The 21,655-nt window shown below is 58.7% G+C and carries 20 protein-coding genes; 15 read left to right on the top strand and 5 right to left on the bottom strand.

Going from position 1 to position 21,655, the window contains the following annotated elements; translation table 11 throughout:
• Positions 1-24: 24 nt before the first annotated feature.
• From ACR0KM_RS04860 to ACR0KM_RS04790, 15 genes are all read left to right on the top strand, one after another.
• On the top strand, positions 25-1,026 hold the full coding sequence (locus tag ACR0KM_RS04860) for a Gfo/Idh/MocA family protein (protein WP_480857952.1): 1,002 nt from the start codon (positions 25-27) through the stop codon (positions 1,024-1,026).
• The gene (locus ACR0KM_RS04855; RefSeq protein WP_480857950.1) at positions 1,026-2,597 is read left to right on the top strand and encodes an acyl CoA:acetate/3-ketoacid CoA transferase; all 1,572 of its coding nucleotides are present in this window, start codon (positions 1,026-1,028) and stop codon (positions 2,595-2,597) included. Before ACR0KM_RS04860 ends, ACR0KM_RS04855 begins: the two co-directional genes overlap by 1 nt.
• Positions 2,594-3,361 carry an enoyl-CoA hydratase/isomerase family protein gene (locus ACR0KM_RS04850; protein ID WP_480857948.1) on the top strand — a complete coding sequence of 256 codons (768 nt, stop codon included), beginning with the start codon at positions 2,594-2,596 and terminating at the stop codon, positions 3,359-3,361. The genes ACR0KM_RS04855 and ACR0KM_RS04850 overlap by 4 nt, the downstream gene beginning before the upstream one ends.
• Positions 3,362-3,364: 3 nt before the next feature.
• Entirely contained in the window at positions 3,365-4,888 is a 1,524-nt protein-coding gene (locus tag ACR0KM_RS04845) for an aldehyde dehydrogenase family protein (protein ID WP_480857946.1), read from the top strand.
• A gap of 54 nt (positions 4,889-4,942) precedes the next feature.
• On the top strand, positions 4,943-6,193 hold the full coding sequence (locus tag ACR0KM_RS04840) for an ABC transporter substrate-binding protein (RefSeq protein ID WP_480820580.1): 1,251 nt from the start codon (positions 4,943-4,945) through the stop codon (positions 6,191-6,193).
• Positions 6,194-6,288: 95 nt separating this feature from the next.
• Positions 6,289-7,182, top strand: coding sequence for a carbohydrate ABC transporter permease (locus ACR0KM_RS04835; RefSeq protein WP_480820582.1), 894 nt, complete (start codon positions 6,289-6,291; stop codon positions 7,180-7,182).
• Positions 7,182-8,063, top strand: coding sequence for a carbohydrate ABC transporter permease (locus ACR0KM_RS04830; RefSeq protein ID WP_480857944.1), 882 nt, complete (start codon positions 7,182-7,184; stop codon positions 8,061-8,063). Before ACR0KM_RS04835 ends, ACR0KM_RS04830 begins: the two co-directional genes overlap by 1 nt.
• A 6-nt stretch (positions 8,064-8,069) precedes the next feature.
• Entirely contained in the window at positions 8,070-9,182 is a 1,113-nt protein-coding gene (locus tag ACR0KM_RS04825) for an ABC transporter ATP-binding protein (protein WP_480820586.1), read from the top strand.
• Complete coding sequence (locus ACR0KM_RS04820; protein ID WP_480857942.1) at positions 9,179-10,669, top strand: GMC oxidoreductase; 1,491 nt, start codon at positions 9,179-9,181, stop codon at positions 10,667-10,669. The genes ACR0KM_RS04825 and ACR0KM_RS04820 overlap by 4 nt, the downstream gene beginning before the upstream one ends.
• Positions 10,666-11,424 carry a 3-ketoacyl-ACP reductase gene (locus ACR0KM_RS04815; RefSeq protein ID WP_480820590.1) on the top strand — a complete coding sequence of 253 codons (759 nt, stop codon included), beginning with the start codon at positions 10,666-10,668 and terminating at the stop codon, positions 11,422-11,424. The genes ACR0KM_RS04820 and ACR0KM_RS04815 overlap by 4 nt, the downstream gene beginning before the upstream one ends.
• 16 nt (positions 11,425-11,440) lie before the next feature.
• Complete coding sequence (locus tag ACR0KM_RS04810; RefSeq protein ID WP_480857940.1) at positions 11,441-13,027, top strand: GMC family oxidoreductase; 1,587 nt, start codon at positions 11,441-11,443, stop codon at positions 13,025-13,027.
• Between the two features lie 2 nt (positions 13,028-13,029).
• Positions 13,030-13,338, top strand: coding sequence for a Dabb family protein (locus ACR0KM_RS04805; RefSeq protein ID WP_480820594.1), 309 nt, complete (start codon positions 13,030-13,032; stop codon positions 13,336-13,338).
• Between the two features lie 4 nt (positions 13,339-13,342).
• Positions 13,343-14,512: a dihydrodipicolinate synthase family protein gene (locus ACR0KM_RS04800; RefSeq protein WP_480857938.1), complete on the top strand. Its 1,170-nt coding sequence runs from the start codon at positions 13,343-13,345 to the stop codon at positions 14,510-14,512.
• Positions 14,513-14,517: 5 nt separating this feature from the next.
• A complete protein-coding gene (locus ACR0KM_RS04795) occupies positions 14,518-15,543 on the top strand; it encodes a LacI family DNA-binding transcriptional regulator (RefSeq protein ID WP_480857935.1) in 1,026 nt (341 codons plus the stop codon).
• Between the two features lie 215 nt (positions 15,544-15,758).
• The gene (locus ACR0KM_RS04790; protein WP_480820600.1) at positions 15,759-17,366 is read left to right on the top strand and encodes a BCCT family transporter; all 1,608 of its coding nucleotides are present in this window, start codon (positions 15,759-15,761) and stop codon (positions 17,364-17,366) included.
• Between the two features lie 85 nt (positions 17,367-17,451).
• Here the strand turns inward: ACR0KM_RS04790 and ACR0KM_RS04785 are convergent, their stop codons facing one another.
• From ACR0KM_RS04785 to ACR0KM_RS04765, 5 genes are read right to left on the bottom strand one after another with little or no spacing between them, the layout of a single operon-like run.
• On the bottom strand, positions 17,452-18,147 hold the full coding sequence (locus tag ACR0KM_RS04785) for an RraA family protein (protein WP_480857933.1): 696 nt from the start codon (positions 18,145-18,147) through the stop codon (positions 17,452-17,454).
• Positions 18,140-18,844 carry an alpha/beta fold hydrolase gene (locus ACR0KM_RS04780; protein WP_480857931.1) on the bottom strand — a complete coding sequence of 235 codons (705 nt, stop codon included), beginning with the start codon at positions 18,842-18,844 and terminating at the stop codon, positions 18,140-18,142. The genes ACR0KM_RS04785 and ACR0KM_RS04780 overlap by 8 nt, the downstream gene beginning before the upstream one ends.
• The gene (locus ACR0KM_RS04775) at positions 18,845-19,972 is read right to left on the bottom strand and encodes a cobalamin-independent methionine synthase II family protein (RefSeq protein ID WP_480857929.1); all 1,128 of its coding nucleotides are present in this window, start codon (positions 19,970-19,972) and stop codon (positions 18,845-18,847) included. It abuts the gene before it with no gap.
• Positions 19,973-19,982: 10 nt separating this feature from the next.
• Positions 19,983-20,585, bottom strand: coding sequence for a class I SAM-dependent DNA methyltransferase (locus ACR0KM_RS04770; protein ID WP_480857927.1), 603 nt, complete (start codon positions 20,583-20,585; stop codon positions 19,983-19,985).
• Positions 20,582-21,541, bottom strand: coding sequence for a cupin domain-containing protein (locus tag ACR0KM_RS04765; RefSeq protein ID WP_480857926.1), 960 nt, complete (start codon positions 21,539-21,541; stop codon positions 20,582-20,584). Before ACR0KM_RS04765 ends, ACR0KM_RS04770 begins: the two co-directional genes overlap by 4 nt.
• Between the last annotated feature and the right edge of the window lie 114 nt (positions 21,542-21,655).

Here is a 21,655-nt window from a genome sequence, read left to right as displayed (position 1 = left end):
TCCAAGTTTCGGGGGAGGGAATCCATGGATTGGATTTTCGTTGGTGCAAGCACCATCGCGGCTGAACATATGCTGGGTGCGGTACGAAAGCAGGACGGGCATGACGTCGCTTGGATTGTCAGCAACTCAGAAGACCGTGTGAAAAACTGGGCGAAACAACATGACATCGCCAACGCCACCACGGATCTGGGTGCGGCGCTGGCGGACCCCAGCGCAAAGGCGGTGTATATTTCTTCGACCAATGAAAAGCACCATGCGCAGGCAATGGCGGCGATCACTGCGGGCAAACACGTGCTGTGTGAAAAACCCCTTGGGATGACGCAGCAGGAGGCCGTTGAAATGGTGCGCGCGGCCGAGGCTTCCGGGCTGACCTTCGGCACGAACCACCACTTGCGGTGCTCTGGCAGCCATCGCGCGATCCGTGATCTGATCGACGCCGGGCGCATCGGAGATGTATTGTCCTTGCGCATTCATCACGCAGTGCATTTGCCGGGGCATTTGCAGGGTTGGCGGATCAATTCGGCCGCTGCAGGCGGTGGAGTCATACCGGACATCGTTGTTCATGATGCCGATGTCACCCGGTTTCTGCTGCGCGAGGACCCGCTCTCGGTCGTGGCGCAGATGACGAGCTCTGGGATGGGGCAGGGGGTCGAGGATTCGTGCATGTCGGTCTGGACGATGCCAAGCGGCGCGATGGTCATGACCCATGAAAGCTTCACGCATCCATTTGCCGGGTCTGGCCTTGAAGTACATGGAACGAAAGGGTCGATCTTGGCCCGCGGCGTGATGACCCAAAGGCCCGTTGGCCACATTGAACTGGTCACCGAAAACGGGCGCGAGGATATCTCGTTCTCGGATCATTCCCTTTACGTGCAGGGTGTTTCCGAGTTCGTCGCGGCGACACAAGGAAAAGGCCGTCCGGCCGCCGATGGTGCAGATGGGGTGAAATCTCTTTCGGTGGCCCTCAGCGTGCGCGAGGCTGCGGCCTCGGGCCGGCGCATTGACGTAGAATACGGTGGGTTCTGATGACTAAACTTGTTTCCGCTGCCGAGGCCGTGTCGCGCATCCCGGATGCGGCGGTCATCACAGTCTCGTCCTCGTCGGCGCTGGGGTGCCCTGACCGGGTGTTGAAGGCGCTTGGCGCGCGTTTCAAATCCGAAGGGCATCCGCGCGGGATAACTACGCTACACCCGATTGCCGCCGGGGATATGTATGGTGTGAAGGGGATGGAATATCTCGCGCAGGACGGCCTGCTGGCACGGGTTTTGGCCGGTTCTTACCCGTCGGGGCCGTCCAGTCTTGAGATGCCGGATATCTGGAAAATGATCGTCGAAGACCGGGTTGCGGCCTATAATGTGCCCTCGGGTATTCTGTTCGACATGCATCGCGAGGCGGCGGCGCATCGGCCCGGAGTGCTGACGCAGGTCGGTCTGGAAACCTTCGTCGATCCGGTGCGCGAAGGGTGTGCGATGAATGCAAAAGGAGCCGCCGCACCGATCGTGTCCCGAACGGAGTTTGCCGGGCAGACATGGCTGCATTTTCCGAACATCAACCCCAATGTTTGCATTCTGCGGGCAACCACTGCCGACGAGTACGGCAATCTGACTTATGAACATGAGGGGGCCTATCTGGGCGGCCTCGAACAGGCGATTTGCGTGCGCAATCATGGTGGGTTGGTGATCGCGCAGGTTCAGCGCGTAACCGCTGCCGGCAGTCTGCGCCCACATGACGTGCGTGTGCCCGGCCATCTGGTCGACCTGATTGTGGAGGACCCGGAACAGAAGCAAACCACTGAGACGCTCTATGATCCGGCGATTTCGGGTCAGATCATGCGGCCCTGGGACAGCTTCTCTCTGGCGGAACACGGCGTTGAGAAGATTATCGCCCGCCGGGCCGCACAGGAATTGCGCGCAGGGATGAGCGCCAACCTCGGCTTCGGGATCAGCGCGATGGTGCCACGTATCCTTCTGGAAGAGGGGCACCCGCAAGCTGTTACATGGGCGATCGAGCAAGGTGCAGTGGGTGGTGTGCCGTTGACCGGTTTCGCATTTGGCTGCGCCTCGAATGCGCATGCATATGTCCCATCTCCCCAGCAGTTCATCTATTTCCAGGGGGGTGGCTTCGATATGTCCTTCCTGTCCTTCCTTGAGGTGGATGTCGAGGGCAATGTGAATGTCTCGAAACTGGGCAAGAAACCTTATTTGACCGCGGGTTGCGGCGGTTTTGTCGATATTACGGCGCGCGCTAAAAAGATTGTCTTTTCGGGTTGGTTCGAGGCGGGTGCGGGCATCGAACTGACGGAAGACGGCATCGCTGTCGCTGCGCCCGGCAAGTTCACCAAGATGGTGGATCAGGTCGAACATGTCACGTTCTCGGGCCGCCGCGCGCGCGAAACTGGACAAGACGTCCTGTACGTGACCGAGCGTTGTGTGATCCGCCTGACCGATGCTGGTCTGGTCGCGACCGAGATCATGCCGGGCATAAATGCAGAGCGCGATATCATAGCTGCCTCAGACGGGCGTGTTAGGGTCGCCGAAAACGCGGTGCAAATGCCAAAATCACTGTTTGCGCCCGGCCCGATGGGGATGACGTTGTGAGCGGGATCAGTTTTCAGATTGAAGGCGCAACGGCGGTTGTGACGCTCGATAATGCGTCAAAACTCAACGCGTTAACGGTCGAGATGCTGGAGAAACTTGATACCCGTTTGCGCGAGGTGGCCTTCGATAACGCTGTGCGCGCCATTGTGTTGACGGGAGCGGGTGAGAAAGCGTTTTGTTGCGGCGCAGACATAGGCGCTTGGGGCGGTATGAGCCCGGCCGATTTCGCGCGCCACTGGGTCCGGGATGGGCACCGGGTTTTCGACCGATTGGCCCGCATCGGAAAACCGACCATCGCAGCGATAAACGGACATGCCTTTGGAGGCGGTCTGGAGCTGGCCAGTTGTTGTGATCTACGCCTGATCGCACCCCGTGCAACGCTCGCACTACCTGAAGCAAGGGTGGGGATTGTGCCCGGCTGGTCGGGAACCCAGCGATTGACCCGGCTGATCTCGGAAGGTGCGGTGAAAGAGATGGCGCTGTTCGGTCGCCGGATCAGCGCGGACCGAGCGGTTGCGCTGGGGTATGCGGTCGAAGCGACGGAGGAACCTTTGACGCGCGCGCTGGAAATCGCCGCGGAACTGGCGGAATTGTCGCCCCGCGCCACAGAAATTTCAAAGAACATGATCCACGCCGCCGTGGGAGAAGACCGCGATGCGGTGGTCGAAGCCCTGGGCAGCGCCGCCATCGCCGCATCGGCGGACCGCGAAGAAGGCGTGACGGCCTTCATGGAAAAACGTAACCCTCAGTTTTCGGGCCTGTGACGGATGAAAGACCTGACAATCAATCCTGCTATTCCCTTTGATATGCCTCCGGTTTTCCAAGGGCGCCATCTGATTAACGGTAAATGGGTTCAAAGCGGCACGGGCGAGACGTTCGAACGCAAATCGCCATCGCATGGCCATGTGGTGAGCCGCTCGGCGCTGGGGGACGAAGCGGACGCAAAGGCAGCGATCTCTGCAGCCCGCCAGGCTTTCGACAGCGGCGTCTGGAGCCGCGCTTCGGGCAAAGAGCGGGCCGCAGTACTGCTGAGGGTTGCTGATCTTATCGAACAGAACGTTGATCGCATAGCGGTTATCGAAACACTGGAAAGCGGCAAACCGATCAGCCAATCCAAAGCCGAAGTTGGCGGATCCGCCGATCTGTGGCGCTATGCGGCGTCCCTTGCGCGCAGCACGCATGGTGATAGTCACAATACACTGGGCGCGGACATGATGGGTGTCGTGCTGAAAGAGCCCATCGGCGTGGTCTCGATCATCACGCCCTGGAACTTTCCGTTCTGGATTCTCGGCCAGAAATTGCCTTTCGCGCTGGCTGCGGGCTGTACCGTGGTTGTGAAGCCTTCGGAAATGACGCCGTCCACGACTTTGATGCTGGGCGAATTGCTGATCGAAGCCGGATTGCCCGCCGGCGTCTGTAACATCGTTTTGGGATATGGCGTTCCGGTTGGCAGTACGATGTCCAGCCACCCCAGCGTCGATATGGTCAGCTTTACCGGCTCGACCGCCGTTGGCAAAACGATCAGTGCGGTTGCGTCCGAGACTTTGAAGAAAGTCGCGCTGGAGCTTGGGGGAAAGAACCCGCAGGTCATTTTTCCCGATGCCAATCTGGAAGCGGCGGCAGATGCGGTTGTATTCGGTGTTTATTTCAATGTTGGCCAGTGCTGCAATTCAAGCAGCCGCATCATTGTGCATGAGGACATTGCCGAAGCCTTCCGTGCGCGCGTGGTTGATCTGTCGCGCAAGGTAAAATTCGGTGATCCGCTTGACCCGACGACACAGGTGGGGGCAATCGTAACGCCCGAGCATAACGCAAAAATAGACGCCTATGTCCAAGAGGCTGCCGCAGCCGGGGCCACCATCGATCTGGGCGGAGGTCTGCTGCAGGTCGAAGGTTTGGGCGATCAGTTCTATCAGCCCACGATCATCTCGAACGTCTCTTCGGACATGCCGATCGCTCGGGATGAGGTATTTGGGCCGGTTCTTTCAGTTCTGACCTTCAAAACACTGGACGAGGCGGTTTCTATCGCCAATGATAGCGCTCACGGTCTTTCGGCTGGTGTGTGGAGCGAAAGCGTCCATACCTGCCTTGACTTCGCCCGCCGCGCAGAAGCGGGAACGGTTTGGACCAACACCTGGATGGATGGATTCCCCGAAGTGGCCTTCGGCGGGTTCAAGCAATCCGGGCAGGGACGAGAGATCGGACGATACGGGTTCGAGGAGTTCTTTGAAATAAAATCGGTGGTTATGCGTATTGGCGACAGTCGCGTACCATGGGTTTCACAAGACTAAATCAGGGCGCAACAAAGCGCCCGAAAAAAGATCGCATCTAGGGAGGAAACAAGAATGCGTAAATTGCTGAAAACCAAATCTCTGATCGTGGCCGGTCTGTTGTGCACGACCAGTCTGGCACATGCGGAAGAGGTTGAGGTTCTGCACTGGTGGACATCTGGCGGCGAAGCTGCGGCGCTGAACGTTCTGAAAGATGACCTGTCCGGTCAGGGTATCGGCTGGACCGATATGCCTGTTGCTGGCGGTGGTGGTGAGCAGGCGATGACTGTTCTGCGTGCGCGTGTGACGGCCGGCAACGCACCAACAGCCGTTCAGGCACTGGGTTTTGACATTCTTGACTGGGCGGATCAGGGCGCGTTGGCCGATCTGAACGAGGTCGCAGCGCAAGAAGGATGGGACGAAGTTGTCCCGGATGCGCTGAAAGCCTTTGCCAAGAGCGATGGTAAATGGGTTGCTGCGCCGGTGAATGTGCATTCGACCAACTGGGTCTGGGCTAACAAAGCTGTTCTGGACGCAAATGGTATCGCGCAGCCGACCAACTGGGACGAATTCGTTGCTGCGGTCGAAACGCTGAAAGCCGCAGGTGTCACTCCGATTGCTCATGGCGGGCAGGCGTGGCAGGACGCCACGATTTTTGACGCCGTTGCGATGTCTACCCTTGGGCCGGATGGATATAAGGCCGCGTTCATCGATCTGGACGAAGAAACCCTGGGCGGTGACGCAATGAAAGAGGCGTTCGACCGCATGGCATTCATCCGCGAGAATGTCGATGAGAACTTCTCGGGCCGCGACTGGAACCTTGCAACCGCGATGGTGATCAATGGCGAGGCTGGTTTCCAGATGATGGGTGACTGGGCCAAAGGTGAATTCCTTGGGGCCGGCAAAGTACCGGGCGAGGATTTCCTGTGCTTCCGCTTCCCGGGCACGCAGGATCAGGTCACTTTCAATGCGGACCAGTTCATGATGTTCGATCAGGGCGGTTCGGTTTCGGCTGAACAGGCTGCGCTGGCCAGCGCGATCCTGTCGCCGTCGTTCCAGATTGCCTTCAACAAGGTGAAGGGCTCGGTGCCTGCGCGGACAGACGTTGACGGTAGCGATCTGGATGCATGCGGTCAGCAGGGCATGAAAGATCTGGCAGCGGCGGCATCGTCGGGCAACCTGTTCGGTTCCATGGCCCATGGCCACGCGGCACCGGCCTCGGTCAAGAATGCCGTCTATGACGTTGTCACGGCGCATTTTAATGGCGAGTACGACAGCGAGACTGCGGTGACCGAACTGGTTGACGCTGTATCGATCGCCAAGTGATCCGACCATGATCCTCCCGATGGGGCGGCGTTCGTGCCGCCCTGTCACCTCAGGGTCGCCCTATTCCATCACCATCCGAACAAGGAGGGCGCGCCATGGCTGCTTCGGCCGACGCGGATTTCAAGACACGCCTTCAGAACTGGATTCCTAAACTGGTCCTGTCACCATCGCTGGCGATGATGCTGGTCTTTGTCTACGGCTTCATTCTGTTTTCGGTCTACCTGTCCTTCACCGACAGCCGTATCCTGCCGTCCTTCGGCTGGGTCGGTTGGGAGAATTACGACAAGCTGTGGCGTCTGAGCCATTGGGAAACCTCGCTGATCAATATGGGGATCTTTGCGGGTCTTTATATCGTGATCTGTACCGGCATCGGCCTGGGGCTGGCGATTTTCCTGGATCAGAAGATACGAGGCGAAGGGCTGCTGCGCCCGATTTACCTGTACCCCATGGCGCTCAGTTTCATCGTAACCGGTACCGCCTGGAAGTGGTTTCTTGATCCCGGCATCGGGTTGGAAAACGTGATGCATACCTGGGGCTGGACCAGCTTTGAATTTGATTGGATCAAGAACCGCGATTACGCCATATACACGGTCGTTATGGCGGCAGTCTGGCAGACCAGCGGATTCGTCATGGCCATGTTCTTGGCGGGACTGCGCGGCATCGACAATGAAATCCTGCGCGCAGCACAGATGGACGGGGCCTCGAACTGGAACCTCTATCGCCGAATTATCATTCCGCAGCTGCGACCGGCATTCCTGTCGGCCTTCGTGATCCTAAGTCACCTCGCGATCAAGACTTTTGACCTTGTGATCGCGCTGACGGGGGGCGGTCCGGGGCGCGCCACGGAATTGCCCGCGACCTTCATGTACTCGTACACATTTACGCGGAATCAGATGGGGATCGGCGCGGCCTCGGCCACGATCATGCTGATGACCATCGCCGCAATCATGATCCCATATCTATACGCCGAATTGCGGGAGAAACGCTGATGTCACAAGCTTCTCAGGATACCGCAATCCGCACCGGTCGTGTCACCCGCACGCTGATCTATGTAGTACTTTTGCTGTTCGCTCTGTTCTACCTGCTGCCGCTCTACGTGATGCTGGTGAACTCGGTCAAACCGCTGGAAGAGATCACTGGCGGCGGCATGATGAACTTGCCGCAGGTGTTCACGCTCGAGCCCTGGCTCAAAGCATGGTCCTCGGCCCAGATTGGTGTCGATCCAACCGGGTTGAAGCCCTACTTCTGGAACTCGATCAAGATGGTGGTCCCGGCGGTGATTGTCTCGACCATCCTTGGGGCGCTGAATGGTTACGTGCTGACCAAGTGGCGGTTCAAGTATGACACCATCCTGTTCGGACTGATGCTATTTGCCTGCTTCATCCCGTTCCAGATCGTCCTGATCCCGATGGCGCGGATGCTGGGCATTATCGGACTGGCGGGTTCGACATGGGGTCTGGCGCTGGTCCATGTGGTCTACGGGATCGGCTTCACCACGCTCTACTTCCGCAACTACTATGCCGTGTTCCCGACCGAGTTGATCCGGGCCGCACAGATTGATGGCGCCGGGTTCTTCCAGATCTTCTGGCGCATCCTTCTGCCCAGTTCCGGGCCGATCGCCGTGGTTTCGATCATCTGGCAGTTCACCAACATCTGGAATGACTTCCTGTTCGGCGCGTCCTTTGCTGATGCCAACAGCCAACCGATGACGGTGGCACTGAACAATCTGGTGCAGTCGTCAACCGGTGTGAAGGAATACAACGTTCATTTCGCAGGCGCCATTCTGGCCGCCATGCCAACTCTGCTCGTCTACATCGTGGCCGGTCGATACTTCGTCCGTGGCCTGATGGCGGGTTCGGTGAAAGGATAAGACCTCATGGGTTTTCTAGACATAGACAACGCGACCAAATCCTACGGGGCGGTCGAGGTTCTGCACAAAGTCGATATTTCGGTGCAGGAAGGAGAGTTCCTGGTGCTTGTCGGTCCATCGGGCTGCGGTAAGTCGACCCTGCTGAACATGATTGCGGGGCTTGAAGAGATCACCAGCGGCGAAATCCGCATCAAGGATCAGGTGATGAACGGGGTGCACCCGTCGAACCGCAACATCGCCATGGTGTTCCAAAGCTACGCGCTCTACCCGAATATGACGGTCGGTCAAAACATCACATTTGGGCTTGAGATGCACGGGGTGCCCAAACCTGAACGCGACAAAGCGATGCAAGAGGTCGCAAAGCTTTTGCAGATCGAACAGCTGTTGGATCGCAAGCCCGGTCAGCTCTCGGGGGGTCAGCGGCAGCGCGTGGCGATGGGGCGGGCCTTGGTACGTAATCCCGATGTGTTCCTGTTTGACGAACCGCTTTCCAATCTCGATGCCAAGCTGCGTGTCGACATGCGGACCGAGATCAAGAAGCTGCATCAGAACCTGGGCACAACCATCGTCTACGTGACCCATGACCAGATTGAGGCGATGACCCTATCAAGCCGGATCGCTGTGATGAATGGCGGCTATGTCCAGCAGCTGGGTACGCCGCAGGAAATCTATGATACCCCGGCCAATATCTTCGTTGCCACTTTCATGGGGTCGCCGGCAATGAACGTCGTGCCCGCGAAGGTTGCGGTATTGAACGGTCGCCCTCATGCTGAGGTCGCTCTGCATGATGGATCAATGGCGCATTTGCCGTTCAGCCAGGATAACCTGAGCGCTTGGGACGGCCGAGAGATCTTGCTTGGCATTCGCCCCGAGACCATCACCGACATGGATGGCGCGGACCGGAAGTCTTCGAACATCGCGCCGATGAAAAACCGCATCGTTGTGACCGAACCCGCGGGTTCGGATACATTCGTATCGATGACGCTTGGTGGGAAGGATGTGATCGCCCGGATGCGATCAGATGCCGAGGTCGCGCCGGGTCAGGATTTCGACTTTGCCGTGAACATGGAAAAGGCCGTTGCCTTTGATCCTGAAAGCGAGATGCGGATCATTCCGTGAAACAAGCCGATGTCATAATCATCGGATCCGGGATCGGAGGGGCAACGCTGGCCGCAGCGCTGGCCCCATCAGGTCGCCGCATCCTGATCCTTGAGCGCGGAGAGTACCTGCGCCCTTCGGCGCAGGATCGCGACCCGCAGGCGATCTTCGGCGATGGTCACTTTCGTCCGGATGAGACATGGCTGGACGGGGACGGGCAGCGATTCAACCCCGGAAACTACTATTGCGTGGGCGGAAATTCCAAATTCTACGGCGCCGCCCTGATACGCTACCGGCAAGACGATTTTCAACGCCGCCAGCATATGGGCGGCGAGTCGCCCGGCTGGCCGATTACCTATGACGAGTTGGAGGCGGACTACACAGCGGCCGAACAGCTTTACGATGTGCGCGGAACGGTAGGAGAAGACCCATCCGAACCGCCGCATAGCGCGGACTATCCGCACCCGCCAGTTTCCGATGAGGCAGATATCGCCGATCTCAGGGATCGTCTGAGTCGCAGCGGTCTGACGCCGTCATCGGTCCCATTGGGAGTGGATATCGACACATGGCTGGCGGCTGGCCGGACCACCTGGGATGCTTTTCCAAACACCTGCGGCGGGAAGATGGACGCGGAAACACGAGCGCTTGCAAAGGCCTTGGCGTGCGACAACGTCGATCTGTTGACCCGCGCACCCGTGCAAAAGCTGAACAGTCAGGCAGACGGGCGTATCACGGGTGTCGATGTGGAAGGGCACGGCACGTTCACGGCCCCATTGGTCGTTCTGTCAGCAGGCGCTGTTCAATCTGCGGCGCTGTTGTTGCGCTCGGCCAACGACAATTGTCCAGCGGGTCTTGCAAACCGCTCGGATCAGGTTGGGCGGAACTTCATGAACCACAATTGTTCAGCGGTCCTTGCCCTGCATCCGTTTCGTAAAAACCGGTCGGTGTATCAGAAAACTCTGATGTTCAATGACTACTACAACGATGATGGCGAAGGTGGTTTCCCGCTTGGGAACATCCAGATGCTGGGTAAGATTACCGGGCCGATACTGGCAACACAGAGCCGATTACCGACATTGCTTGCCAACCTGATCGCGAACAGAAGCTTTGACTTCTATGCGATGTCCGAAGACCTGCCAAATCCCGAGAGCCGCGTGAGCCTCAATCAGGGTCAAATCTGTCTCGACTGGAAGCGGTCGAACTGGGCCGCACACGAGGCGCTGGTAACGCGATTGAAATCCCATTTGCGAAGGGCGGGTTTCCCGATCGTCCTGTCAAGACCTTTTGATCGCCGAACGCCGTCGCATCAGTGTGGGACGGCCCGCATGGGCGTTAACCCTCTGGACAGCGTTGTGGACACCTATTGCCGGAGCCACGACCACAGTAATCTGTTCGTGGTCGATGCCTCGGTGCTGCCGACGTCCGCTGCTGTCAACCCGGCATTGACCATTGCCGCGCTGGCACTTCGCGCGGGCCGGCACATCGCCGAGACGGAGTTCGCAGCATGAGCCGGGTTGCCCTGGTCACGGGAGGGCAGCAGGGCATCGGCCTTGGCATCTCGCACGGGTTGATCGCGGCGGGATACAAAGTTGTAGTGGCCTCGCAGTTCGAGTCAAATACGCCGGTGGTGCAGGAGGCTTTGACGCAGCTTGGCTCAGGCGCTTCTTACATCCGGCACGACGTGGCTGATATATCGCACGTTCCGGCACTGCTGGATCAGGTCGAGGCCGAATGTGGCCCTGTCACCTCGCTCATCAATAATGCTGGCGTTGGGGCCCCTGTGCGTGGCGATATGCTGGACCTACAGCCCCAAAACTGGGATTTCGTCCAGAATATCAATACGCGCGGCGCATTTTTCCTGGCGCAGCAGGTGGCCCGGCGGATGTTGAAATTGCCGCAAGATACCTACCGGTCCATAATATTTGTAACCTCCGTCAGTGCCACGATGGCGTCGGTCGAGCGCGCCGAATACTGTGTCTCGAAAGCTGCCGCGTCGATGATGGCGCAACTGTTCTCAGTGCGTCTTGCGCCGCACGGGATCGGCGTTTTCGAGTTGCGTCCCGGCATAATAGCAACCGGCATGACGGCGGGCGTGCGCGAAACATACACGGACCGGATCGAAAACGGACTGGTCCCCGCAGCGCGTTGGGGCGAGCCCCAAGATATCGCGTCTGTTGTCCTGCCGCTTGTTGAAGGGCAGATGCATTTTTCCACCGGAGCCGCCATTCCCGTAGATGGCGGTCTGTCAATTCCACGTCTTTAGATCAGGGCATAGACGAATGTCTGAAGGGTTTGATTTCATCGTGATCGGAGGCGGTTCTGCCGGTTCGGTCATTGCTACGCGGCTGTCCGAGGAACCTTCGGCAAAGGTATTGCTGCTCGAGGCCGGATCGACGGATCGCCATCCATTCTTTCACTTACCTGCAGGCTTTGCCAAGATGACGAAGGGCATCGGCAGCTGGGGCTGGTCAACCGTTCCGCAAAAACACATGCAGAACAAGGTGTTCAACTATACACAAGCCAAGGTCATCGGTGGAGGGTCTGCGATTAACGCGCAGATTTATACCCGAGGAGCGGCGCAGGATTACGACGACTGGCGGCAAATGGGTTGCGACGGGTGGAGCTATGCTGACGTTCTGCCTTATTTCAAAAAGTCCGAGGACAACGACACCTACGACAATGAATACCACGGCAAAGGTGGACCGATGGGCGTGTCGCAGCCCGCAGCCCCTTTGCCGATTTGCGATGCTTACATCAAGGCCGCAGGGCAGCTGGGTATTCCCGAAACACGGGACGTGAACGGCCCCAAACAGGATGGCGCCGGGTATTACCAGTTGACTCAGCGAAAGGCGCGCCGCTCGTCCGCCGCGATGGCTTTTGTCACTCCGAACCGAGGTCGTGCCAACCTGAGCGTCCGGACCGGGGCGCAGGTCAGGCGCATCATGGTGGACAAGGGTCGTGCAATCGGTGTCGAAATGGTCGGGGGTGAGAAAATCACCGCCGCGAAAGAAGTCATTCTGTCGTCTGGCGCCATCGGATCGCCCCGCTTGTTGCAGCTTTCGGGCATCGGCCCGGCTGATCATTTGAACGGCCTTGGGATAGACGCGGTCTATGATCAGCCTCAAGTGGGTGAGAACCTGCAGGATCATCTGGACCTTTATTCGATATGCGAGGTCACCGGACCGCACACTTATGACCGCTTTGCGAAGTTGCACCTGTCGGCTTTGGCAGGGTTGCAATACATCTTCACACGTAAGGGCCCGGTCGCCTCAAGTCTCTTTGAGACCGGTGGTTTCTGGTATGCCGACCCTGATGCCCGATCCCCGGATATCCAGATGCACCTGGGTCTTGGGACCGGGATCGAAGCAGGCGTCGAAGCCATGCCCAATGGTGGCGTTACGCTGAATGCCTGCTTCCTGCGACCACGCTCGCGCGGGACTGTGCGGCTGCAAAGTGCCGATCCCGCAGCTATGCCTTTGATCGATCCCAACTATCTTGCTGATCCTTATGACCGAGAGATGTCGATCCGTGGCCTGAAGCTGGTACAGAACATCCTCGCGCAGGATGCGCTCAAGCCATATATCCTGGCCGAGCGTTTGCCAGGGCCGAATGTGCAGAGCGAAGCGGAGTATTTTGACTTCATCTGCGTGCATTCCAAAACCTCGCATCACTGCGCGGGCACATGCCGCATGGGCAGCGACGCCGAGGCCGTTTTGGACCCGCGTTTGCGGTTTAACGGGATCGAAGGCCTGCGTGTCGCGGATGCTTCGATCATGCCGACGGTCAATTCTTCGAATACAAACGCCCCGACGATCATGATCGGCGAGAAGGCCGCCGACATGATCAAACAAGATCAAGGTTTCTGAACATGATCCGCCATATCGTATTGACGAAATTTCGCCCGGACGTTGCTGAAGCGACCATTGCGACCATCTACAAAGGCCTCGCGGATGTGGCCGATATATTGCCCGGCGCCGGCGGGTTTGCTGGTGGTCGCAGCCAAAGCCCCGAACAGATTGAGCGCGGTTATATGCATGGTTTCACAATCGATTTTGAGGATTGGGCCGCGCTGCAGACCTATCAGGATCACGAGGCGCACAAGGCTCTAGGTGCGCAGCTGGTCGAAAATGCCGTAGGTGGGATCGAGGGTATTTTGGTACTGGATCTGGAGGTATAGCGCGATGAGTTTGATACTGCCCAATCCTGACGGCCAGCTGGAGACTTACACGCTGGTTGGGACCCCGTTGGTGCCACGTGCGCCCAAAGTTGCGTTGACGCGTACGGCCTTTGCTGCCGCGCACGTGGTTTCCGATCCGTTGGCCGAGCGCAACCCATGGGAAGGACGGCCTGCGGTGGATTGGGAGGCCACGTTGCAGTTCCGGCAAGAATTATGGGATCAGGGCCTTGGGCTGGCCGAAGCGATGGACACGGCACAGCGCGGCATGGGCGTCGACTGGGCGACCGCACTGGAATTGATCCAGCGCACGATGCAGGCGGCGCGCGCGCACCCGTTATCGCCGCGCGTTGCATGCGGCGCGGGGACAGACCATCTTCCGCTGAGTGCGCTAAACACGGCCGGAGAGATTCTGTCGGCCTATGAACATCAAGCCGAAGCGATCGAGGCCGCGGGCGGTCAGCTGATCCTGATGGCGTCGCGCGCATTTCCGGCGATTGGGGCTGGGCCCGACGTTTATCACGACGTTTATCGGGCGTTGATTGACGGTGCTGTCGAGCCCGTCATTCTGCACTGGCTGGGTGATATGTTTGATCCCGCGCTGACCGGCTATTGGGGCCACACGGATGTCGCGGCGGCCAGCGACTTTGTTCTGAACCTGATCAACGAGAATCCCGCGAAAGTGGATGGGATAAAGATTTCCCTCTTGGATCAGTCTCATGAAGAGGCCTTCCGCACCCGCCTTCCGGATGGGGTTCGTCTGTATACGGGCGACGATTTCAACTATGCCGACCTGATCGCAGGCGATGGCGCACATTTCTCACATGCGTTGCTTGGAATTTTTGCAGCAATCGCTCCGGCGGCGAGTCAAGCGCTTGAGGCACTCGCGATGGGCGACATGGATCGTTATCAGTCGCTTTTTGCTCCGACCGTCCCCCTCAGCCGCGAGATATTCCGCGCACCGACGCGGTTCTACAAAGCGGGGATCGCCTATCTGGCATGGCTGAATGGGGCGCAGTCTCATTTCATCATGCCGGGTGGATTTCAGTCCAGCCGTGACATTTGTCACTATGCACAGGTCTTTCGCATGGCGGATCAGGCTGGCCTGCTTCGGGACCCGGAATTGGCGCGGACGCGTATGGCCACATTGCTGACCCTGCACGGAGTAGAACAGTAATCCGAATGCGCCGACCGACGATCATAGATGTGGCCCGCAAGGCAGGCGTTTCGAAGTCAACGGTCAGTCTGGTTTTACAGGGCAGCACGCAGGTGAAACCCAAAACCCGGACGCTTGTTCATGCGGCAATGAAAGAGATCGGTTACGTGTACAACCGGTCGGCGGCCAACCTGCGGTCCTCGGGCACAGCGCTGGTTGGGCTTGTGATCAACGATCTGACCAATCCGTTTTTCACCGAATTTGCCACATCGCTGCAGATGACGCTTGGCGCACGTGGGTATGCAGTTGTCGTCGCGAACACCAACGAAGACCCAGAGCTGCAGGATCAGGTTGTCAGGGCCATGCTGGAACATGGGGTTTCTGCACTGATCATCTCGCCAGCTTATGGGGATGTGTCCCAAACCTTTGCCGCGGTTGAGCGTGCGGGTATTCCGATGATGCAGGTCCTGCGGCAGGTCGACGACAATACGGAAGCATTTCCTTTCATTGCGCCTGATTACGCGGAAGGGGGTCGTATCGCGACGCGCCATCTGATCGAGACCGGTGCCAAAAAGATTGCGTTTGTGGGGGGGCTTGAGGGGCGGAAGGTGACGCAGGAACGATATGCCGGTTATCTCGAGGTCATGTCCACTCAGGCGCAGCCCCCATTGGTTCTGACGGGTCGCAGCAATCGTGCTTTTGGGCAGACGGTTGCGGTGCAATTATTCGAAGAGCATCCCGATTGTGATGCGGCGGTATGTTTCAATGACCTCGTGGCTTTTGGGATGATCAATGCCTGCCATGAAGGGCGCCGCAGTATTGGCGGGGATTTCCAGCTCATAGGCTTTGACGATATTGCAGAAGCGGCAGAGTATTGGCCGCCCCTCTCGACCGTTCATTGCGGCGTTCAGGCGTTTGGAAAAACGGTGGCTGACATGATCGTCGGATGGCTTCAGGAAACGTCAAGGCCCAACGACTGCACGCGCACCGCCGTCCAGCTTATCAGGCGACAAACTACACGATCGCGTGCCGCCGAGCGTTCGGCGATTTAGCGCCTTGGTTGCACTAGCGTCGCAAATGCCCGGCCCAGTGCGATATGTCGCTCGCGACCAGATGCTTGCAGAGATGCTCTTTGCCATAACGTGTTGCGAATGCGACTGCAAAAAAACGACGCCATGTCGTTTTTGGTCCAACAAGAGCCTCTTCTGCCCGACCGGGTCGGCCCCGATTGCGGATCATCCGCCCGGTAACCATCAGGAGAGATCTAATGTCGGAAACAACCGACCCAATTATTCCCGAAAGTACGGATACAGACTATGAGGTCGGACAGGATAACGTCCAGATCATGGGTCTGGACATCCACAATCCCGTCTTTGCGATTTCGGGTCTGACCGTTGTCGCATTCGTCTTCTTCTCGCTTGTGTTTCAGGACCAGGCCGGAGAGTTCTTTGGGTGGCTCAGGCCCGCGCTGACCAGCAACTTTGACTGGGTGTTCATGATCGCATGTAACCTCTTTGTGCTGTTCTGTCTGTTCCTGATCGTCACTCCGCTGGGTTCGATCCGTTTGGGTGGTGTCGATGCCCGTCCAGACTACAGCTATATGGGCTGGTTCTCGATGCTGTTCGCAGCGGGCATGGGCATCGGTCTTGTGTTCTGGGGGGTGGCAGAACCCATCTCGCACTATGGATCGTCCATTGGCGGCATCGCCAGCGAGGGCGGTGTGCGCACAGACTGGGCACCGTTGGCCGGTGCTGAAGGCAACCCGGAACAAGCACGTGATCTGGCAATGGCCGCGACCATCTTCCACTGGGGTCTGCACCCTTGGGCGATTTACGCGGTTGTTGCGTTGGCGCTGGCCTTCTTCAGCTTCAACCGGGGTCTGCCGCTGACCATGCGTTCGGTCTTTTACCCGATCTTTGGTGAGGCAACCTGGGGTCCACTTGGACACATCATCGATGTGCTGGCCGTGTTTGCGACCATCTTCGGTCTGGCAACCTCGCTGGGTCTGGGTGCGACACAGGCGCTGGCCGGTCTGAACTATCTGTTTGGTGTGCCGGTCACCGATGGCATGAAAGTGTTGCTGATCGTGCTGATCACGATTTTCGCGCTGGTATCGGTTGTTGCGGGCCTGGATAAAGGGGTTAAGCGCCTGTCCGAGGCCAACATGATCCTGGCGGCACTGCTGTTGCTGCTGGTTCTGCTTGTCGGCCCGACACTGCTGATCCTCAGCGGCTTCTTCAACAGCCTGATCGACTATGTCGAGCAGTTGCCGTCGCTGTCCAACTGGATGGGTCGTGAAGACACCAACTTCATGCAGGGCTGGACAACCTTCTACTGGGCCTGGTGGATTTCCTGGTCACCGTTTGTGGGCATGTTCATCGCGCGGATCTCGCGTGGCCGTACGGTACGTGAATTCGTGGTCTGCGTTCTGCTGATCCCGACAGTGGTCGGCACCCTGTGGATGAGCGTCTTTGGCGGTGCGGCATTGGATCAGGTCATGAGCGGTACGGGCCAGGCCCTGTCCGACGCGGCGCTTGAGCTGAAAATGTTCACCATGTTCGAAGCCTTCCCGATGACCGGTCTGCTGTCCTTTGTTGGCATCGTGCTGGTGGTGGTGTTCTTCGTGACTTCGTCGGACTCGGGTTCGCTGGTGATCGACACGATCACCGCTGGCGGCAAGACCAATGCACCAACGCCGCAGCGTGTGTTCTGGTGTATTCTTGAAGGCGCGATTGCGATCGTGCTGCTGCTGGGCGGTGGGCTTGGCGCACTTCAGGCAGCAGCGATCGCGACGGGCTTCCCCTTCGCCATCGTTCTGATGCTGATGTGTGTTTCGGTCTTCATTGGCCTCACACGCGAAAAGCGCGGCAAGTAACCCCGCTTTGAGAAAGAAAAAGGCGGCCTCGGGGAAACCTGAGGCCGCTTTTGTCATGAAGATCGATAACGAACGTATCGCTGGTTCAGGTGCGCGCTTTTTCGAACGCAGCCCATGCGGCTTCGAACGCGTTAAAATCAAAGCCTTCTGAGCGGGCCGGCCTCAACACCAGCTTCTCTGTATCGAGCAGTTTATGGATCGCGTCGGCCAGCTGGGGAACATCCTCGGCCGGGATCACGAGCGCCCCGTGGCGGTCAGCGTGGATCAGATCGCCAACCGCGACCGTCATGCCAAAAACGGTGACAGGGGTGCCAATTTCGCGCACATGAACGAAGGCGTGGCTCGGGCCGACAGAACCCGCGATGACAGGGAAACCCTTGGGCAGGTCCCCAAGATCGCGCATAACGCCGTTTGTAAGCGCGCCTGACAGTCCAAAGCCTTTGTGAACGGTCGTATTGATCTCGCCCCAGAAGGCGCCGACGGCGTTCTCGCCATCCAGATCCTCTACGACTGCAATGCCGGGGCGGGGGCCTTCGGCCATGTGGCGGTAGTAGTCCATGCGCCGGGCTTTGATGACACCCGCCGGTTCAGAGGGTGGTTCGGCTGCTGCGATCTTGGCCGTGCGTGCATAGCCTACGATGGCACCCTCGTCGGGGGCACTGCACAACACCGTTCCACGTGTGTATCTGTCAAAACCTCGCCCGCCTTGGGCGACCTCGATCGCGTTGCAGACGGTAGGCGTATCGACTGATTTCAACAGGGCGAGCAAGTCGTCATTCATGGTCCACATCCTTCAGCCAGAGGCGCAGAGCCTGCGTGGTTTCTGCTGGTTTTTCGAGTGTTGGAAGATGCCCGGCACCCTCGACAACCACCAGCGTCGAGCGGGGTAGGAGTTCGTGCATCAGCTCATGGCGCGCGATCGGGCAAAGCTTGTCTTCCTGACCGCACAGCACCAGCGCTGGTTTCTCGAAGCTGCGCAGCGTGTTCGTCTGATCCGGCCGGTCGCGCAGTGCGATTGATTGCTCGCAGAATACCTGAGGCCCGAGACCCAGCGCCATATCCATGCATAGGTCTAGAATCTCGGCTCTGTTTTCTCCGTCGCTAAGATAGTTGGGCTTCATCTCGTCGCGCATCACGCTGTCCAGCCGACCCGCGCGCGCGCTGTCCATCTGGGGGCCACGGCGGGCTTGCACTTCGGGCAGTTCTGCCAGCGGATTTGTGTCCATTAACGCCAGGCCAAGCACACGCTCGGGGGCTTGCCGAATGATCTCCATCGCAATGATACCGCCCATCGAAAGACCGCCAAGAGCAAACCGTTCGGGCGCTGCCGCAAGGACTTGCTCTGCCGATCCGGCCATTGTGTCGCTGCCGGACAATTCCGGCACAGACACTGCGCGCTCGTTTGAGAGCGCTTCGATCTGGGGTGTAAACAACCGGCTGTCGCACATCATGCCTGGTAGCAGTACAAGCGGGGTCATCTAGCCCTCCGAAACTGCGGCGGCACCCTCGGACAAGGCCGCGAGTTTGGCGTAGGCGATCGATGGGTCGACCGCTCCGAATCCAGCAAAGGTGCCAAAGCCGCAGTCGCTGCCTGCGATGACACGCTCGGCGCCGACAATTTCAGTAAAGCGGGTGATGCGTTGGGCCACCAGTTCGGGATGCTCGACAAAGTTTGTCGTTGTGTCGACGACGCCGGGCACCAGCACCTTGTCATCCGGGATGTCCGTCTTGCGGTCACGAAACACGGTCCATTCATGACCATGGCGCGGGTTCGAGGTTTCGAACAGGACATAGCGCGATTTGGTCGCCATCAGGGTGTCGAACATCTTGGACATGGGGATATCGCACAAATGCGGACCCTCGTAGTTGCCCCAGCATATATGGACGCGTACCTTTTCTGCGGGCACATCGGAAAGCGCGTGGTTCAGGGCCTCGACATGCATTTGTGCCACTTTGATGAATTCGTCATCGGACATGTCAGTGAACAGCATGTGGCGCGACAACGCCAGGTCGGGGCAATCCAATTGCAGGTCGAGCCCCGAGGCGACGATGGTTTCGTACTCTTCCTTCATCGCATCGGCCAACGCGGCCAGATAAGCCTCACGCGATTTGTAGTGATCGTTCTGCAGGAAAAGCGAGATTACGCCGGGGCTGGCTGCGTTCATGAAGCCGCGCGTGATCCCGTGTTCCGCCATCGCGTCTTTGAGGTTGGCAATGTCCTTCTGTAGATCATCCTGACCTTTCGACCGAACTTCACCTGTGCACATGGGGCGCGCATATTGCGGCGTTCCACCCGCATCCGCCAGCCGCTGCAGGAAGCTGGGGAACATTTTCAGATCGGCGGGGGCGTTGCGGGGGCTATCGCCTGAAAAGCCGGTGTAGCGATCCTTTACATAGGTGGCATAGCTGATCTTGGACGTCTCGCCATCCGAGACGATATCGATCCCGGCCTCTTTCTGCTGCTTGACTGTTTCGGCAACCGCAGCCGTCATGCACGCATCAAAGGCGGCGCCATCATAGGGTTGCGCACGCTCGCGCGCAAAGATGAAGTCCACCACCTCTTGTGCGCGTGGAAGCGAACCGACATGAGTTGTTGTTACCGGCATGGGCGTCTCCTTAAATCTTGCGCGCCATCAACACGCTATGGCGTTCGGTTTCAGGATCTTTGGCCAGAAACCCGGTCATGCGCATCCCGTTTTCTTCCAGACAGCTTGCGTAGCCGGCTGGTGAAAGCGAGGCGTGATAAACACGCTCGGTGCCCACTGTCCCTTCTGCCTCGCCCTCGCCGGGTCCGACGGTCAGCATCAACATACCGCCCGTTCTCAGGTGGCGTGACATCCGTGCGATGCAATCCTTCTGCTCACCCGCTGTCAGGTGGAAGAAGCTGTTCCAAGCAATGATGCCGCCAAACAGCTGGTCCAGCTCGAAACTGCGCATATCTGCGTGACGCCAATCGCAGTCGGGCCAGCGGCTTCGCGCGATATCAAGCATGGCGGTCGAGAAATCGATGCCCGTTACGGCAAAGCCTTCCGCCATGAACCAGCGCGCGATGGGCTCGCCTGTGCCGCAGCCCAAATCCAGAACACTGTCGCCGGGGGTTAGGCTGGCGGTGAAACGCGCCAGCCAGCGCGCCTCGAACAGCGCACGAGACCGTTGCGCGTCATAGGCCTTGGCCTGCCGTTCGTAAACGGCGTGCGTATCTTTTGGATCAACGGTCATCCTGTCCAGGTCGCGCCAGCAGGGTCGTCGGTGGCGGTGATGCGATAAAGACCGGCCAGACCGGTCATGCAAGATGCGACGCTATAGTGTTCCCCGGGCAGCACCAGCGCGGTGTCGCCGCTGGACAAGGTTGTGACAACGTCGTCGATCGTAACGCGCCAATGGCCGCTTGCAGGCATCAGGACCACGGGTTTCGCGGCCTCGACCGGATCTTCGATGCCAGAGCCATGGGTCAGGAAGTCAACCTCGAAACCCGGCTTGTCCTTGATGATGCCGTTTTTGCCGATCACCACAGCCGGTTTTCGGGCGGCAAGCGCCATCAGATCCCAGTAGCGGGCGACGTATTTTCCAATAACATCCTCGACCGGTAACTCGGGATAGTCTTTGAGCTGTTCTTCGGTCAGCAGGGGCATCGGGTGGACATTATGCGGCAGTTCCTGCCCTTTCTTCGAGTCGTAGAGCACGCCATTGTCGCCCAGCATCAAACCATGGGCCTGCGCGTCCTCGATGACTTGCGGGGCCCACGTGACACCACCGCCAGCGTCGTCGCCGCCGAGGATCGACATGATCATGCCGTAGTCCTGACCGACATTCTCGAAACCGCGGAAGATCCCTGTCGGGATATTGAAAATGTCACCTTCTTCGGCAATGAACTCGCCCGCCGTGCCATGCCGACCCCAGAAAAAGCGCCAGCGGCCTTTGGCAACAAAGAAAACCTCAGCCGTGGTATGGCTATGCAACGAGTTGCGGCATTTCGGTGGCTGACCGGCAGCGCCGATGTTGAACCCGATCTTGTCGGTGATATGGACGTGTTGATCAGGGCTCTCCGATACGCCGCCGCCAACAATAGTAAAGTTCTCTTTCTGATCTGAACCGGGCGTGTGCGCGTCGATAAAGGCGGTTTTGCAAGGCTGAAGCTCGCCGTAGCGAACGATGCGGCTCTGGATGGTGCTCATGATGGTGTCTCCTTGGGTTTCAGGGGGTTGTGAGTTCAAACCCCATGGCCCGGAGGCCGGTTGTTCAGCCGTCGCGCCCTCAGGCTGGCGCGGTGCGCATGAAACCGTCGCGCC

The sequence above is a fragment of the Ruegeria sp. G10 genome, from assembly GCF_056533645.1.
Note: the sequence above shows the minus strand (reverse complement) of the source record. Positions and strands in the feature narration are given on the sequence as shown.

Bases quoted from the DNA above. Each gene is read 5' to 3' on its own strand.
- ACR0KM_RS04855 (WP_480857950.1), top strand. From the start codon at position 1,026: ATGACTAAACTTGTTTCCGCTGCCGAGGCCGTGTCGCGCATCCCGGAT.
- ACR0KM_RS04835 (WP_480820582.1), top strand. From the start codon at position 6,289: ATGGCTGCTTCGGCCGACGCGGATTTCAAGACACGCCTTCAGAACTGG.
- ACR0KM_RS04790 (WP_480820600.1), top strand. From the start codon at position 15,759: ATGTCGGAAACAACCGACCCAATTATTCCCGAAAGTACGGATACAGAC.
- ACR0KM_RS04815 (WP_480820590.1), top strand. From the start codon at position 10,666: ATGAGCCGGGTTGCCCTGGTCACGGGAGGGCAGCAGGGCATCGGCCTT.
- ACR0KM_RS04840 (WP_480820580.1), top strand. From the start codon at position 4,943: ATGCGTAAATTGCTGAAAACCAAATCTCTGATCGTGGCCGGTCTGTTG.
- ACR0KM_RS04860 (WP_480857952.1), top strand. From the start codon at position 25: ATGGATTGGATTTTCGTTGGTGCAAGCACCATCGCGGCTGAACATATG.
- ACR0KM_RS04785 (WP_480857933.1), bottom strand. From the start codon at position 18,147: ATGAATGACGACTTGCTCGCCCTGTTGAAATCAGTCGATACGCCTACC.
- ACR0KM_RS04775 (WP_480857929.1), bottom strand. From the start codon at position 19,972: ATGCCGGTAACAACAACTCATGTCGGTTCGCTTCCACGCGCACAAGAG.
- ACR0KM_RS04805 (WP_480820594.1), top strand. From the start codon at position 13,030: ATGATCCGCCATATCGTATTGACGAAATTTCGCCCGGACGTTGCTGAA.
- ACR0KM_RS04795 (WP_480857935.1), top strand. From the start codon at position 14,518: ATGCGCCGACCGACGATCATAGATGTGGCCCGCAAGGCAGGCGTTTCG.
- ACR0KM_RS04845 (WP_480857946.1), top strand. From the start codon at position 3,365: ATGAAAGACCTGACAATCAATCCTGCTATTCCCTTTGATATGCCTCCG.
- ACR0KM_RS04825 (WP_480820586.1), top strand. From the start codon at position 8,070: ATGGGTTTTCTAGACATAGACAACGCGACCAAATCCTACGGGGCGGTC.
- ACR0KM_RS04780 (WP_480857931.1), bottom strand. From the start codon at position 18,844: ATGACCCCGCTTGTACTGCTACCAGGCATGATGTGCGACAGCCGGTTG.
- ACR0KM_RS04800 (WP_480857938.1), top strand. From the start codon at position 13,343: ATGAGTTTGATACTGCCCAATCCTGACGGCCAGCTGGAGACTTACACG.
- ACR0KM_RS04770 (WP_480857927.1), bottom strand. From the start codon at position 20,585: ATGACCGTTGATCCAAAAGATACGCACGCCGTTTACGAACGGCAGGCC.
- ACR0KM_RS04830 (WP_480857944.1), top strand. From the start codon at position 7,182: ATGTCACAAGCTTCTCAGGATACCGCAATCCGCACCGGTCGTGTCACC.
- ACR0KM_RS04810 (WP_480857940.1), top strand. From the start codon at position 11,441: ATGTCTGAAGGGTTTGATTTCATCGTGATCGGAGGCGGTTCTGCCGGT.
- ACR0KM_RS04765 (WP_480857926.1), bottom strand. From the start codon at position 21,541: ATGAGCACCATCCAGAGCCGCATCGTTCGCTACGGCGAGCTTCAGCCT.